The sequence below is a fragment of the Flavobacterium sp. H4147 genome, from assembly GCF_029360735.1.
In the GTDB taxonomy this organism is placed as follows: domain Bacteria; phylum Bacteroidota; class Bacteroidia; order Flavobacteriales; family Flavobacteriaceae; genus Flavobacterium; species Flavobacterium endoglycinae.
Genome location: NZ_JARKNB010000002.1, coordinates 971,606 through 987,310, shown reverse-complemented (window position 1 = coordinate 987,310; position 15,705 = coordinate 971,606). Strand labels below are relative to the sequence as shown.

The following is a 15,705-nucleotide window of genomic DNA, read 5'->3' as shown; positions in this document are numbered from 1 at the left end:
TTAGTTTACATTTTAAAATAATAACGATTTTCATTGGAACAAAAAAAGCTTTTAATAATTACCTATTACTTTCCGCCTGCTGGAGGACCAGGGGTACAGCGCTGGCTGAAATTTGTAAAATACCTTCCTGAATTTAATGTTCAGCCCATTGTATATATTCCTGAAAATCCAACTTATCCAATTGTGGATGAAGGATTGGTAAGCGAAATATCAGATAAAGTTATTATTCTTAAAAACAAAATATGGGAGCCGTATCAATTGGCTTCTGTATTTTCTAAAAATAAAACCAAGAAAATCAGCTCAGGGATTTTCCCTCATAAGAAAAAACAAACCTTTCTTGACAAACTGTTTCTTTGGGTTCGTGGTAATTTATTTATTCCAGATGCTCGTGTTTTTTGGGTAAAACCTTCTGTTTCTTATCTTGAAAAGTACATTCAAGAAAACAATATTGATACGATTGTAACTTCTGGTCCGCCACACAGTCTGCATTTAATTGGATTGGAATTAAAAGAGAAATTAAATGTAAAATGGTTTGCTGATTTCCGCGATCCTTGGACTACAATTGGTTATCATAAAGCATTACGTCTTTCATCTTATGCCGATAAAAAACACAAAAAATTAGAACATAAAGTACTGAATTCCGCAGATACTGTTATTGTAACAAGTAAAACTACAAAAGCAGAATTTCAGGCTATAACTGATAAGCCCATTTCAGTAATTACAAATGGTTACGATATTGAAAATGTAGACAAACAGCCATTAGATTCTAAGTTTACATTGGCACATATCGGATCATTTTTATCAGACAGAAATCCTAAATTTTTATGGGAATGTCTGGTTGAACTGCTAAATGAAATTCCCGATTTCAAAACCCATTTAGAAATCAAATTAATTGGTGCTGTGAGTCAGGAAGTATTGGATTCTATTTCAGAATTTAAATTGAATGATTATTTGAATCTTTTAGGTTATGTTTCGCATAATGAAGCTATTGCGCATCAAAGAAAATCTCAAGTATTGCTTTTAATTGAAATTAATTCTGAAGACACTAAAAGTATTATTCCAGGGAAATTGTTTGAGTACATGGTCTCAAATCGTCCCATAGTGGCAATTGGTCCTAACGGTTCTGACTTTGCCGATATTATAACTGAAACGAATACAGGTGTATTTTTTGATTATTCAGAAAAAACGAAATTAAAAAGTGTAATTTTGGACTTTTATAATCAATTTTTAGAAGGAAATTTACAAGCCCATGGTGTTGGTTTACAACAATATTCAAGAAAAAACCTAACAAAACAACTAGCACAATTGATTAAAGAATAATCAACAATCTGAATTCAACAATTTTTAATATCAAAAATGGGTATTGTCTTAAACCAGTCTTTTAAAAACACTATAATAACATACGTTGGTTTTGCTATTGGAGCCATAAATACACTATATCTCTATCCCGTTTTTCTTGGGGCAACTTATTACGCACTAACAAATTATATAACTTCTGCGGCAAACGTAATTATGCCATTGTTTGCGATTGGCATGCAGAATACGCTGGTAAAGTTCTATTCGCAATATGAAACAGAGCAGGAGAGAGAACAGTTTCTGTCATTTACCGCCTTATTTCCTGTTTTAATGTGTATTCCGCTGGGGTTAATTGGGATTTTCTTTTATGATGATATTACCGATTTTGTTTCAAAAGAAAACCCAGTTGTTAGAGAATTCATGCTTTTAATTCCTTTTATTGGGATTTGCATGGCTTATTTTGAGATTTTCTATGCTTGGGCAAGAGTTCATATGCATTCCGTTTTTGGTAATTTTATTAAAGAAGTTGGATTGCGATTGCTTTCAACAATTGCTTTAGTTGGCTTGTATTTTAACTGGATTACTTTAGTACAATTTGTGTATGTTACTGCAGCCATTTATTTTATGGCTTTTTTGGTAACGATGTTTTATGCATTTTACATTAAGAAACCTAATTTCCAAATTACTATTCCTGAAAATGTGAAAGCGGTAATGGAATATACTTTTTACATTATTCTATCAGGAAGTGTGGCAAATTTACTTTTGGATGGTGATAAATTGATGCTGAACCAATACATGAAAATTGAAAACATTGCCTATTATTCAGTAGCAACGTATATTGCTTTAGTGATTTCTGTTCCAAGCAGAGCAATGCATCAAATCGTATATCCGATTACAGCAAAATTAATGCATGAGAACAAACACGATGAATTGAACCGACTTTATAAAAAGACTTCGATTAACCTTCAAATTGTCGGTGGATTTGTAATGCTTTGTATTTTTGTGAACATTAATCAATTATACGAATTGGTTCCCAAAGAATACAGCGGTGGTATTGCGGTAGTATTTATGATTGGTTTATCTAAATATTTCGATCTTATTTTAGGAAACAACAATGCCATTATATTCAATACCAAATATTATAGAATGGTATTGTATTTAGGATTGATGCTGGTTATTTTAACTGTTATTCTAAATATGATTTTTATTCCAATTTTTGGAATATTTGGTTCTGCGTTTGCGACCTTATTATCTATTACTTTATATAGTTTGGCCAAACTTCTTTTTGTGGTTAAAAAGCTTCATTTGTATCCGTTTACAAAAGAAACGATTTCTTCAATGATTTTGACCTTTGCGTTATTTTTGGTTTTTTACTTTTGGGAATTCCCATTTTACCAGCTAATTAGCATCGCTTTAAAATCTATTTTGGTAACTATTTTATATGTTTACTTAAACTACCGCTTTAATATTTCTCCAGATATTAATAAAGTGATCGATACTATCTTAAGAAAGATTGGTATTAAAATATAATTTTAAAAGTATAAAATTCAATTTTAAAATTTTTTAACCATTCTTTTTTGATATCATTAAAAAGGGATACACTTTTTTGTTACATATTAAAAATGTAAAAGTAATCTTAAAATTTAGAAGTTTTTTCTTTGTAATCTGATTTTTAAAAATTAACTTTAATTGATTTTTTAAACACCATTTATTGTTTTAGGTAAAAAAACATTTACAAAACACAATAAAATCGTAACAGAAGTGTTTAAAATTGAAAATCAAGTTCTTATACTTAAATGTTAAAATTTAAGAGTATCACATGCAGACAAACTCAAACAAATGATTATGAAAAGCAATCCGCTTAGCCAGGAACAAAGTGTACAGGTGTTTTCCAATATGATCTCTAACAAAGTTGATAATGGATTTACATTAGAAGAGAGAAATGATGAATTACTTTTTGCTGTTCTTTCTAAAGGAGGAAAAGTAGTTAACCACGGTCTAAATTTCATTATTTTTTGTTTAACCCTCGGATTATGGTCATTCGCATGGCTGTATCTTACTTTCGAGGCTTCGAAACAGAAAAAGGTTTTAGTAGCTATTGACGAAGATGGTTTCCCTTTTGAGGAAAGATGTTTAGTAGCATAAAAAAAGATTGAAAATTAAAAAGCCCTGAATTTATATTCAGGGCTTTTTTTATGGATTGAGTTTATAATTTATCCTTCAAATAAATTCCAGTAACAGATTCTTTTATTTTTGCCACTTCTTCCGGAGTTCCTTCAGCCAATAAATGACCGCCATTTTCTCCGCCTTCAGGGCCTAAATCGATAATCCAGTCGGCACATTTAATTAAATCGAGATTATGTTCGATAACAATTATAGAATGACCTTTTTCGATTAAAGCATCAAATGAGGCTAAAAGTTTTTTAATATCGTGGAAATGCAGTCCCGTTGTAGGCTCATCAAAAACAAACAATGCTTTATCTTTTGTGGCACCTTTTACAAGGAAAGAAGCCAGTTTAATACGTTGCGCTTCACCACCAGAAAGCGTAGAAGAAGACTGCCCTAACTGCACATATCCCAAACCAACATCCTGTAATGGCTGTAATTTCTGAGTGATTTTAGATTGTTTGTTTTTCTCAAAAAATGCAATCGCATCATCAATAGTCATGGTTAGAATATCGTTGATGTTTTGATTATCAAAAGTAACCTCCAAAATCTCTTTTTTGAATCGTTTTCCGCCACAAGTTTCGCAAGGCAGAGAAACATCGGCCATAAAGACCATTTCAACGTTTATCGTTCCTTCTCCTTTACAAGTTTCGCATCGGCCGCCGTCAACATTAAAAGAGAAATGTTTTGCCTGATAACCTCTTATTTTCGATAATTTTTCTTTAGCATATAAATCACGAATATCATCATATGCTTTTATATATGTTACAGGATTTGATCTTGAACTTCTTCCAATCGGATTCTGGTCTACGTATTCAATATGTTTTATTTGGGAAAAAGAACCCGATAATTCAGTAAACTGACCTGCTTTTTCAGCTGCATTTTCAAGTTTTTTCTGCATAGCTGGAAATAAGATCTTTTTAATCAAAGTACTTTTTCCACTTCCAGAAACACCTGTTACTACCGTTAAAACATCAAGAGGAAAAGTAACATTGATGTTCTTCAAGTTGTTTTCTCTCGCACCGATAATATCAATATGATTTTTGAATTTTCGTCTTTTCTTTGGAACGCTGATTTCTAAATCACCATTTAAGTATTTTGAAGTAAGCGAATCTGATTTTAAAATCTCAGGATAAGTTCCTTGTGCGACCAGTTTTCCTCCAAATGTTCCTGCTTCAGGTCCAATATCAATAATCATATCCGCGGCTTTCATGATATCTTCATCATGTTCCACCACAATGACCGTGTTTCCTAAATCACGAAGTGAAAGCAATACTTTAATCAGTCTTTCAGAATCTTTTGGATGCAGACCAATACTTGGTTCGTCCAGAATATACATCGATCCTACTAAACTACTTCCTAAAGAAGTTGCCAGATTAATACGCTGTGATTCTCCTCCAGAAAGCGTAGAAGAATTTCGGTTTAAGGTAAGATAATCCAAACCAACTTCTGTTAAAAATGACAAACGATTGTTGATTTCAACCATCAAACGTTTAGCGATTTGCTGTTCGTACGGATTTAATTCTAAATTTTTGAAAAAAGTTACCAAATGTCTTATTGGAAGATCTACTAAATCAGAAACCGTTTTGCCTCCAATTTTTACGTAAGATGCTTCTTCACGCAGACGTTTACCGCGACAGGCATGACATTTGGTTTTTCCGCGATAGCGCGAAAGCATTACTCTATTCTGGATTTTATAATTTTTCTCTTCAAGTTCTCTAAAGAAATCATTTAAGCCTTGAAAATACTTATTTCCAGTCCAGATTATATCTTTTTGATCTTCTGTAAGTTCAAAATAAGGTTTATGAATTGGGAAATCGAATTTATAAGCATGTTTAACCAATTCGTCTTTGTACCAGCTCATGCTGTCACCGCGCCATGGATAAATAGCACTTTCGAATACAGATAAAGAAGTATTTGGAACCACTAAATCAGCATCAATTCCGATAATATTTCCGTATCCTTCACAAACCGGACAAGCTCCGTAAGGATTATTAAAACTGAACAAATGAACATTTGGTTCCAGAAACGTGATGCCATCCAATTCGAAATTATTAGAATAAGAAAATCTTTTATCTGAACCTACTTCCTGCAAATAACAAATTCCTTTTCCTTCAAAAAAAGCCGTTTGCACAGCATCGGCAAGGCGATTATAGAATTCTTCTTCCTCTTTAACCACGATACGGTCAATGATTAGTAAAATATCTTTATTGTCCAGATTGTGCATGTTATCCGATGAAAATTCATCCAGACGCACCATTTCTTTGTCGACCAGAATACGGGCAAAACCTTGCTGCAAAAGTATTTTTAATTTGTCCTCTAACTGTCGTCCTTCTTCAAGATGAATAGGGGCTAGGAGAAGCCATTTGCTGTCAATTTCCAATGTTTTTACATCGGCAATAACATCAGTAACGGTATTTTTTTTGACTTCCTGACCAGAAATTGGTGAATACGTACGGCCAATTCTGGCGTACAAAAGTTTCATATAATCGTAAATCTCTGTAGAAGTTCCTACAGTTGAACGTGCATTGGTTGTATTTACCTTTTGCTCAATAGCAATAGCCGGCGCAATACCTTTGATATATTCAACTTTTGGCTTGTCTAAACGTCCTAAAAACTGACGGGCATACGACGATAAACTTTCTACATAACGACGTTGTCCTTCAGCGTAAAGCGTATCAAAGGCTAGACTTGATTTTCCTGATCCTGAAAGCCCTGTAATAACAACCAATTTATTACGGGGAATAGCCACATCTACATTTTTTAAATTATGTACCTGCGCTCCTTTTATTATAATATTTTGTTTTGGGTCTAATTTAGAAAGATCACTCTGCATAAAAAAAGTCAATTTTCACAAAAGTAATCAATTTTGAACAGAGTTCTGTTATGGATATTGTTCCAAATCTTAACATTATGGGTTTAGCCCGATCCAATTTGCAAATACACTTTTTTACTAAAAATGTTATTGTTTCAATATAAAATGCGTTATTTTAGGACTGTTTTATTACTATTTAATACCACTTCCAAATTTGAAAACGAAACTTTCTGCCTTATTGTTTTTAATGAATTTCATGCTTTTTGCGCAGGAATTCCCGCCTATTATTAAATATTCTTCCTCTGTTTATGGTGCAGGAAACCAAAACTGGATGATTTCGCAGGATGATAAGAATTATTTGTATTTCGCCAATAATGACGGTCTTCTGGAATACAACGGAACCAGCTGGCAATTATATCCTGGCCCCAATGAAACTATTATTCGTTCCGTGAAAGTGATTGGAAATAAGGTGTATACAGGAAGTTATATGAATTTTGGGTATTGGACTCGAAATGCCAACGGAAAACTAAAATATACTTCGCTGAGCGACGGTATAAAAAACAAAATTCTAGACGATGAACAGTTTTGGAATATCTTGAAATACGATCAATGGATTTTATTTCAGTCGCTTAACCGAATTTATATTTACGATACCAAAACGAAAAAGTTTAAGATAGTCGCACCACGAAATGGCGTTGTAAAATCATTCTCGCAGAAAAATGCGATTTATTTTCAAACCATGAAAGAAGGACTTTTTGAAATCGAAAGCGGAGAGGCTAAGTTGGTTTCAGATCATCCTATTCTTAAAAAGTTTACCATCGCAAATGTGTTTACAACCGATGAAGGATTAATTCTTCAAACTCAGTTAGACGGTATTTATAAACTTGTTGGGAATTCGCTTACGAGAATTGTAACCGATATTGATTCGGAACTAAAATCAGATTTTGTGTACAGCAGCCAGCGTTTAAAAGACGGTAGTTTTGCTTTGGGAACTGTTTCAAACGGAGTTTTTATTTTAACCGATAAAGGAAAACTGCGATATCATCTTTCGCAGCGAAAAGGATTAAGCAACAATACCGCTCTGTCACTTTTTGAAGACCGAGATCAAAATTTATGGATTGGTTTAGATAACGGAATAAACTGCATTAATGTTCAATCTCCTGTACATAGTTTTACTGATGATACAGGAGCTTTAGGAACCGTATATGCATCGGCTGTTTATAACGGAATGCTGTATATAGGAACCAATCAAGGATTGTTTTGTAAACCGACAGAAAGCAATTCTGATTTTAAATTTATTAGCGGAACGAAAGGTCAAGTCTGGTCACTTTTTAAATATGATAATACGCTTTTCTGCGGACATGATTCTGGAACTTTCATCGTTTCAAATGATACCGCAAGACCTATATTTTCTGCTTCCGGAAGCTGGAAATTCGAATCGGTTCCCAATCATCCTAATTTGCTTCTTCAAGGGAATTATTTTGGACTTTCTGTTTTGGAAAAAATCAATAATCAGTGGGTTTTCAAAAATAAAATTAATGGGTTTGATTATTCGTCACGCTATTTTGAAATCACTAAAAATCTTGAAATATATGTGAGCCATGAATATAAAGGGATTTTTAGATTAAAACCAGATGCGTCATTTTCGAAAACAAATGGTTTTTATGCCTATAAAAATCCAGAGAAAGGACAGAGCGCCAGTTTAACTACTTTTAATAATCATATTTATTACGCTTATAAAGGTGGTATTTTCAAATTAAATCCCAAAACAAGATTATTTGAAAAAGACAGCCTTTTGAGTTCTATTTTTGAAAAAGATGAATATACGTCAGGAAAATTAATTGTAGACAATTCGAATAAGATCTGGTTGTTTTCTAAAAATTACATTCATTATTTCTCTGCCAGTAAACTCAGCAATCAGCTGAAACAAAATATAATTCCAATTCCGTCTTCTTTGACCAATTCGATGCTTGGATATGAAAACATTACCCAGATTTCGAAATCAACCTATTTAATAGGAACAACAGATGGTTATTATACCCTAAATATAGATGATCTGAGCTTTAAAAATTACAATGTTTTAATTACAGACATTACGACAAACAAGCAAAACGAAACGTTTAATAATGCGGCGATATATCATGAAGGCAGTTTCCATTCCAACGAAAATAACATTACGCTCAATTATACTGTTCCAGAATACAACAAATACATCAATTCTGAGTACCAATATTTATTAGAAGGCTTCCAGAACGAATGGAGCGAGTGGAGTACCAAAGCAACAGCGAATTTTAAAAATCTTCCGCCAGGGAAATATACTTTTAAAGTACGAGCAAAATACGCCAATACCATTCTGCCGAATATAGCAGTTTATAATTTCGAAGTTCTAAAACCGTGGTACAGAACAAATCTTGCTTTGTTTGTGTATTTTCTTTTAGCGGTTGCCATTGGTTATTTCATTAATAAAGCCTATCGAAACTATTATCAGAAGCAAAAAGAAAAGCTAATTGAAGAAAACAACCTTTTATTAGAAATTCAGGAACTTGAAAACGAGCAGCGATTGATGAAACTTCGCAACGAACAGCTTTCTCAAGATGTGGATAACAAAAATCGCGAACTGGCAGTTTCGACAATGAGTTTGAATAGTAAAAATGAATTACTGGCATTTATTAAGGAAGATTTAAAGAAAACAGCTCAAAATGACAGCTCAAATATTAAATCTGTTATTAGTACCATCAATAAAAATATTACAGAAGAAGATTCTTGGAATGTTTTTAAAGAAGCTTTTGATAATGCCGATAAAGATTTCTTAAAACGTATTAAACAGATGCATCCCGCCCTTACGCCAAACGATCTTCGTTTATGTGCTTATCTCCGATTAAATCTGTCTTCAAAAGAAATTGCTCCACTATTTAATATCTCTGTTCGCAGTGTTGAAATAAAACGATACCGATTGCGAAAAAAGATGGATTTGCAGCACGAAAACGGTTTAGTAGAGTATATCTTATCTGTATAGGAATTCAAAAATAGGCTCAAAAAAACTATACATTACCACAACATTAAGCTTTTGTTGGGAAATTTAACCTTAAACGTTAAAGAAATTAACATTCGTAATATATAGTTAAATGGCGGTGTTTTTTGTTATATCCTGATTTTGTACTGGTTTTTTTTATGATGTATGTTTTTTGTTGAGGTTAATTTTATCGTTTTCATAAACGGAACAAATAATTTTAGCTTTCAATAAAAACTAACTAATTATGAAATCTAGATTATTACTAACAGTACTGTTACTGTGCACAGGTTTTGTATTCTCGCAGAATCAAGATGTATCAGGAACGGTATTAGATGCCTCAGGATTATCATTACCAGGCGTAAATGTAAAAGTTAAAAATTCGTCCAAAAGTACAACCACGGACTTCGACGGATCTTTTAAACTAACGGATGTTCCAAAAGGAACTTCAATTGTTTTCAGTTATATAGGATACAGAACTCAGGAAGTTCTGGTTTCAGGACCCAAAATGACTGTAAAAATGAGTGACGATGCAAAATCATTAGATGAAGTCGTTGTAATTGGTTACGGTAGCCAAAAGAAAAGAGAAGTTACTGGAGCCGTGTCTGTATTAGACAGTAAGACTATCGATGTTTTGAAACCAGCAAGAATCGAACAGGCATTACAAGGAACTATTTCGGGTGTTAACGTAACAACGCAGTCTGGTGCTCCGGGTGCACCTCTTGATATTCGTATACGTGGTATAGCTACGAATGGTGAAAACAGACCGACCGTGATTATTGATGGATATGTTGGAGATTTAGGACTATTAAACCCAAGTGATATTGAAACGATTACTGTTTTAAAAGATGCCCAGGCTGCGATTTACGGAACTATTGGAGCAAACGGTATTATTTTGGTTACGACCAAAACAGGAAAAAAGAACTCTAAAACCAGAGTATCTTTTAACAGCTATACAGGTTTTCAGCAGACTTCAAGAAAACTGCCTACTTTAAACGCTACAGAATATGCTTTACTATTAAATGAAAGCTACGCAAATGGTGGAAGACCAATTCCGTATCCAAATGTAAGCGGATTAGGAAAAGGTACAGATTGGCAGGATGAAGTTTTTCAAAATGCACCCATCATTAGCAACGACTTAAATATCTCTGGAGGTTCTGATAAACTTACCTATTCTGTGAGTGGTTCGCACTTAGATCAAGAAGGTATTGTGGGCGGAGATAAATCTGGGTTCTTAAGAAACACTGCCAGAATTGCCCTTGGAGCTGATTTAAGCGATAAAATTAAATTAAAGACTAACGTAATTTATACCTATTTTACCAGAAATACATTAAATGAAAATGGTTTAGGATCTGTACTTTTTAATGCATTAAACGTTCCAGCAACTTTAAAACCGTATAATGCTGACGGAACCTACACTTTAGTACCAAGTACAACAGGTTTAGGAACTGAAATCATTAACCCATTGGCACAAATTGCGAATACGTATAATGATTACAACTATAAAAAACTGAACGGAAACTTTGGTCTTGATTATAAAATCTTCAAAGGATTTACATTATCAGGATCGATTGGTTTCAATACTTCGAACAGCGAATCAAAAACTTTCGGAAAACAAATCAGCTACGGCGGAAAAGTATTTGACGTACAAAGAAGTTCTGTTACTCAAGGAGCTGTAAACGACAATAACTACTCATTTGACCTCTTCGGAACATATTCAACAAAAATTGCAGACAGCCATAATTTAGTGGGAACTGTTGGTACAACTATCTTCAAAGAATGGGGTAACGGTTTGTATGCTACAGGTTTTGATGTTCCAAACAATTCATGGGATTATGCTGATATTTCTTTAACAAAAGGAATTTCTGAAACACTAACAAACAGTTCTTACATCTACGATCAAAGAAGACTTTCTTATTTTGGAAGACTTCAGTACGATTATAAAGGAAGATATTTACTTTCTGCAATGTTAAGACGTGATTCTTCTACGAAATTCGGTCCTGGAAACAAAGTTGGATATTTCCCTTCTTTCACCGCAGGTTGGGTAGTTTCTGATGAAAATTTCTTCGGACAGCCAAAATTCATCAACTTCTTAAAATTCAGAGCTAGTTACGGAACATTAGGAAACGACCAGATTCCAAATTACGGTTACCTAGGATTATTATCTGGAGAAGCAACATATGTTTTCGACGGATCTTTAGTAAATGGAACAGCAACTGGACAAGTACCAAACCCAGATTTAAAATGGGAAGAAGCACAGAAATTTGACGTTGGTCTTGACTTAAAATTATTAAGTGATAAAGTTTCTGTTGTAGCCGATTACTTTATCGATACCAGAAAAGATTTATTAATACCAAATATTCCAGTTTCAGGGATTAACGGTACAGGCGCACCAGGAGCAAGCGCACCAACATTAAACGCAGGAACAGTTAAAAACTCAGGTTTCGAGTTTGCGATCGATTATAAAGATAAATTCTCAGATGCATTTTCTTTCAGCGTAGGTTACAACGTTACTTTCCTTAAAAACAAAGTAACGGAAGTAAACAACGGAACAGGTTTTATTGAAGGAGGAGCTTTTGGAGTTGGACAGCCTGCACCATCAAGAATGGAAGTTGGAAAACCAATGGGATATTTTTACGGATATAAAACAGACGGAATCTTCCAGAATCAAGCAGAAATTGATGCACATCCTTCTCAGTTAGCTTTAGGAGCAAATGCTGCGCCTGGAGATATTCGTTATGTAGATGTAAACGGCGACGGTGTAATTGATACAAAAGATAAAACAAACATTGGAGATCCAATTCCCGATGCTACAATGGGTTTCAATTTACAATTGAACTACAAAGCACTTGATTTTGTTGTGTTTACATTCGCTTCAGTGGGGAATGATATGGTACGTAATTATGAAAGAACACTTTCTGATGCCAACCGTATCAACTATGTATTAGACAGATGGACAGGACCAGGAACAAGTAATTCTACACCAAGAGTTACAACTGGAGCAACTGCAAACAATGTTTTCTCTAATTATTTTGTTGAAGATGCTTCATACATCAGAATTCAAAATGTGCAGCTTGGATACACGCTAAATCCAAATATTTCCCAAAAAGCTGGAATTACAAAATTAAGGCTTTATACGGGAGTAAATAACCTTTACACATTTACAAAATACAAAGGTTTTGATCCGGGTGCTTCCAACGGAGCTCCAATTGGAGGCGGAATCGACTACGGTTTCTATCCAATCCCAAGAACCTTTTTATTGGGCTTAAATGTTAATTTTTAATTTGAATTAAAATGAAAAAGTATTTTATAAAATCCATTATAGCACTAGCTCTGATTTCGGCGGTAACTACTTCCTGTTCAGATGAGTTTGTAGATCCAAAACCTGAATATTCAATAGATTCAGAGAATTATTTTAATTCTAAAGAAGAGTACGATAACGCTTTGATTGCCGCTTACGATTTGCTTCAGGCTTCTTATGTAAATGTTTTATTAGGCGAAATTGCTTCAGATAATACACTTTGCGGTGGAGAAAGCCCAACAGACGTAATTGGTTTCCAGCAGATTGATGATATGATTCATACTCCTGTAAACAGTAACTTAAGAGATATTTGGAACTGGATGTTTGCTGGAGTACAAAGAGCAAACTATATTTTAGAATTCAAAGACAAAACAGATTTTCCTGGAAAAACTCAGGTAATTGCTGAAGCTCGTTTTTTAAGAGCTTACTATCAATTTGAATTGGTAAAATGGTTTGGCGGAATTCCAATGAAAGGCGATGCGAGATTTAAAATTGGAGATGAGAAAACAATCGGACGTTCTTCTGTTGCAGAAGTATACGCTTCAATCGAAGCCGATTTGATTTTTGCATCAGAGAATTTATCTCCAAATGCGGCTCAAAAAGGAAGAATTACAAAAGGAGCTGCTCAAGCTTTACTAGGAAAAGCCTATTTGTATCAAAATAAATTTGCACAAGCAGCTACAGCACTTGATGCTGTAATTACTTCAGGAAAATACACATTAGTGTCTGATTATAATGCCATGTTTGAAATGGATGGAGAAAACGGATCAGAATCTGTTTTTGAAGTGCAATACACAGACGTAGAAGGAGCAGGATTTGGATGTTTACAATGTAGTGAAGGAAACGTAGCAGTTGGTTTCAACGGTATTCGTAACTATTCAGGACCATTATTTTCTTCAGGATACAGCTTTAATATTCCAACTCAGGAATCTGCTGATGCTTTTGAAAGCGGCGACAAACGTAAAGATGTTGCTATTTTAGATATCAATGCATGGGCACTGGCAAATGCTTCTTATGACAATGGAAACGGAATTACTTTCGGAAAAGGAAATGAAGATACAGGTTTCTTCAACAGAAAATACCTTCCTAGAAAAAGAAGTTCAGCAGCTCAAGGAGATTTAAATCTTACGAATCCAAACAATTACAGAGCAATTCGTTATGCCGACGTTCTTTTAATGGCTGCAGAAGCGTATAACAGAGGATCAATCAACGATGCAAAAGCGAGAACATATTTAAATGAAGTAAGAAGACGTGCTTTTGGTGATAACAACCACGATGTAACTGCTTCTGGAACTGCTTTAACAGAAACTATTTTAGCAGAAAGAAGAGTAGAACTTTTTGGTGAAGGACACCGTTTCTTTGACCTTGTAAGAACTGGAAAAGCTGCCGGAACAATACCGGGCTTTAAAGCGAATAAAAACGAATTATTCCCGATTCCTATTGAAGAAATTCAGTTTGCAAACGGAAACTGGGCACAAAATCCTGGATACTAAAAAACAGCAATTATGAAAAAGATATATTTTATTATAAACCTATTCGTTTTGGCCACAATTATGGGTTGTGCAAACGATGATCTGGATATTGATTTAGATGGTATAGCAGCTCCTGCCAATATTTCGGCCTTAACAACCGTAACGCAGGACAATACAGGAAAAGTGACTTTCTTACCAAAAGGAGAAGGAGCAACACAATACAAAATCAATTTTGGCGACGGAAGTCCTGTTTCTGATTATGTATCAATAGGAGGAACCGTTTCTCACGTTTATAAAGAAGGAGTTTACAAATCTAAAATTATTGCTTACGGATTAAACGGAAAAACAACTGAAGTTGAGAAAGAAGTAGTAGTTTCTTTTAGAGCTCCTGAAAATTTAGTAGTTGTAGTAACCAATGACTTATCAGTTTCTAAAAAAATAACTGTAACAGCAACAGCAGATTTTGCTTTGTTCTATGATGTTTATTTTGGAGAAACTGGACATCCAGATCCTATTTCAGCTAATAATGGCGAATCAGTTTCATACACGTACCAAGAAGCTGGAACATATACTATTAGAGTAGTTTCTAAAAGTGCTGCTATTAAAACGACTGAATATACTCAAGAAGTTACTGCTAAATTGGTAGTGGCGCCATCTACATCGGCACCAACTCCTCCAAATAGACAAGCTTCTGATGTGATTTCAATTTACGGAACAAAATATGCAAATGTTGCTGGAACAAACTACTTCCCAGATTGGGGACAGGCAGGACAAGGAAGCAGCTGGGCTGAATTTGACTTAAACGGCGATAAAATGCTGAATTATATCAAATTAAGCTATCAAGGAATTGCTTTGGCAGACAATGTAACAATTGATGTTTCTGGAATGGAATATTTCCACATGGATGTTTGGACACCAGATTTGCAAAAAATTGAAACATCTTTAATCAGTAAAACAAATGGTGAAAAACCAGTTGTAAAAGATTTAACAGCAAACCAATGGACAAGCATTGATATTCCGATTTCGGCATTTACAAGCCAGGGATTAACAGTGGCTGATATATTTCAATTGAAATTTGTGGGAACACCATGGGCTGGCGGAACTGTATTTATTGATAATATCTATTTTTATAAAACTCCAGCAGAATCAATTGCATTACCACTTGATTTTGAATCAGCAAACCTAACCTATACTTGGGGCGGATTTGGAAATGTGGATGCTTCGGTAGTAACAAACCCTAATAAAACGGGATTGAACGTTTCAAATAAAGTTGTAAAACTAGACAAAAAATCAGGAGCAGAAACTTGGGCTGGTGCAAGCTTGAATTTAGAAAATACTTTAGATTTTACTAAAGGAACTAAAGTAAAAGTATTGGTCTGGTCTCCAAAAGTTGGAGCTGATATTTTATACAAAATGGAACTTTCGACTTCTCCAAAAGATGGAAACGGAAATCCAAGTGTTAATTTTGAAGTACACGCAGCTACCACAGTTGCCAATGCATGGGAAGTATTGACATTTGATCTTACTAGTGCAGCTTCATTCAGTACAAGCATTAAATACGACAGAGTAATATTGTTCCCTGATTTTGGACAAAACGGAACGGGAGCGACTTACTACTTTGATGATATCAAACAATCCAACTAAA

The 15,705-nt window shown here is 34.2% G+C and carries 8 protein-coding genes; 7 read left to right on the top strand and 1 reads right to left on the bottom strand.

Translation table 11 applies throughout. The features are described from left to right. Positions 1-33 precede the first annotated feature (33 nt). The 3 genes from P2W75_RS12100 to P2W75_RS12090 all read left to right on the top strand — a co-directional run bounded on the left by P2W75_RS12100 (position 34) and on the right by P2W75_RS12090 (position 3,441). Complete coding sequence (locus P2W75_RS12100) at positions 34-1,320, top strand: glycosyltransferase family 4 protein (protein WP_276380666.1); 1,287 nt, start codon at positions 34-36, stop codon at positions 1,318-1,320. A gap of 36 nt (positions 1,321-1,356) precedes the next feature. Then, positions 1,357-2,826, top strand: coding sequence for a polysaccharide biosynthesis C-terminal domain-containing protein (locus tag P2W75_RS12095; protein WP_276380665.1), 1,470 nt, complete (start codon positions 1,357-1,359; stop codon positions 2,824-2,826). A gap of 315 nt (positions 2,827-3,141) precedes the next feature. After that, complete coding sequence (locus P2W75_RS12090; RefSeq protein WP_207297011.1) at positions 3,142-3,441, top strand: hypothetical protein; 300 nt, start codon at positions 3,142-3,144, stop codon at positions 3,439-3,441. 61 nt (positions 3,442-3,502) lie between these two features. On the opposite strand, the gene uvrA is transcribed toward P2W75_RS12090, so the two are convergent. Continuing rightward, on the bottom strand, positions 3,503-6,298 hold the full coding sequence (uvrA, locus tag P2W75_RS12085; RefSeq protein WP_276380664.1) for an excinuclease ABC subunit UvrA: 2,796 nt from the start codon (positions 6,296-6,298) through the stop codon (positions 3,503-3,505). Between the two features lie 193 nt (positions 6,299-6,491). Between uvrA and P2W75_RS12080 the strand changes: the two genes are divergently transcribed. From P2W75_RS12080 to P2W75_RS12065, 4 genes are all read left to right on the top strand, one after another. Continuing rightward, a complete protein-coding gene (locus P2W75_RS12080) occupies positions 6,492-9,293 on the top strand; it encodes a triple tyrosine motif-containing protein (protein ID WP_276380663.1) in 2,802 nt (933 codons plus the stop codon). A gap of 241 nt (positions 9,294-9,534) precedes the next feature. Beyond that, on the top strand, positions 9,535-12,570 hold the full coding sequence (locus P2W75_RS12075) for a TonB-dependent receptor (protein WP_207297009.1): 3,036 nt from the start codon (positions 9,535-9,537) through the stop codon (positions 12,568-12,570). Between the two features lie 11 nt (positions 12,571-12,581). Beyond that, complete coding sequence (locus P2W75_RS12070) at positions 12,582-14,081, top strand: RagB/SusD family nutrient uptake outer membrane protein (RefSeq protein ID WP_207297008.1); 1,500 nt, start codon at positions 12,582-12,584, stop codon at positions 14,079-14,081. A 12-nt stretch (positions 14,082-14,093) separates the two neighbouring features. Then, a complete protein-coding gene (locus tag P2W75_RS12065) occupies positions 14,094-15,704 on the top strand; it encodes a hypothetical protein (RefSeq protein WP_276380662.1) in 1,611 nt (536 codons plus the stop codon). The last annotated feature ends 1 nt before the right edge of the window (position 15,705 follow it).